This window comes from Massilia scottii (assembly GCF_030846495.1).
Classification (GTDB): Bacteria; Pseudomonadota; Gammaproteobacteria; order Burkholderiales; family Burkholderiaceae_D; genus Telluria_A; species Telluria_A violaceinigra.
On sequence record NZ_JAVCWM010000076.1, the window covers coordinates 1 to 966 of the forward strand.

Genomic DNA, 966 nt, shown 5'->3' on the forward strand with positions numbered 1-966 from the left:
CAAGACCATGTCCGCGAGGTGGCTGCGACGTTCCGGGACCACTGGGTGCCGATGGCAGGTTCCCGTGGCGTCAAGCTCGAATGGGAAGGCCCGTGGCGCAACTGGTGCCGCAATGCCCGAGGCCCGGAACGTGCGACTGGCGCTCGGGCCAGCCAGGCTTGGTGGGCGTCGGACGCCAGCGTCGCGGCCGAAGCTGAGCGGCTGGGACTGCAGCCGGCGCAAGCTGGCGAGTCCGCCCTGGCGTTCAAGGGCCGGGTGCAAGCTGCGATCGACAACGGCGGAGTCCCGCCGGCACAACCGCGCCAGAGCCGCGTGGGAATCGTCGATCCGACCGAGGTGTCTCCCCGCGCCAAAAAAGGAATGCCGGCCGGTGCCGTGGCCGGCATGAAAGCAATTTTGAAAGCATCACGAGCACGAAAAAACCAACCTATCACCGATGAGGACGACGTATGAGCACCACTACCACCACCACCGAGAGAAAATTCGTGACGATCGACGTCAACAACCCGGCCTACAACGTCGGCATGCTGCTCGACGCTGTCATGGCGAAGCTCGGCGTCAAGAACGACGCCGCCCTGTCGCGCGAACTGGGCGTCTCCCCGACGAACGTGAGCAATATCCGGAACGTCAAGGTCGCGCTGAGCGCGGCGATGATGATCCGCATCCACGACGTAGCGGACATGTCGATCACCACGATCCGCAGCTTCCTCGTCGGCCCGACCAGGTGAGTTGCGATTTTTGCGTGGCGCTGTGGGGGCGCTTTAATGCCCACCGGGAATGCTGTCAAATCCGCCTTTTGGCGGGAGCCCCACAGCACGTGCGCCAAGTCGCTTACGACCAGGTCAGGAGGGAGGACGGCGAACCAGCGTTGGCCGGAGTCAAGGCGAAACTGCGTGCGGAAGTGCAGCGTCAGCGCGAGCTGGCCTACACGCAAATAGAAAACCATCTCAACCAGGAGGCCGCCAT

General features: G+C 64.0%; 1 protein-coding gene and 1 pseudogene. Both read left to right on the top strand.

From position 1 onward, the window contains the following. Positions 1–453 (top strand): annotated as a pseudogene (locus RBA41_RS33335) (hypothetical protein); the annotation flags it as partial. Then, a complete protein-coding gene (locus RBA41_RS33340; RefSeq protein ID WP_306628636.1) occupies positions 450–728 on the top strand; it encodes a helix-turn-helix domain-containing protein in 279 nt (92 codons plus the stop codon). The pseudogene RBA41_RS33335 and the gene RBA41_RS33340, both read left to right, overlap by 4 nt. Positions 729–966: the final 238 nt, after the last annotated feature.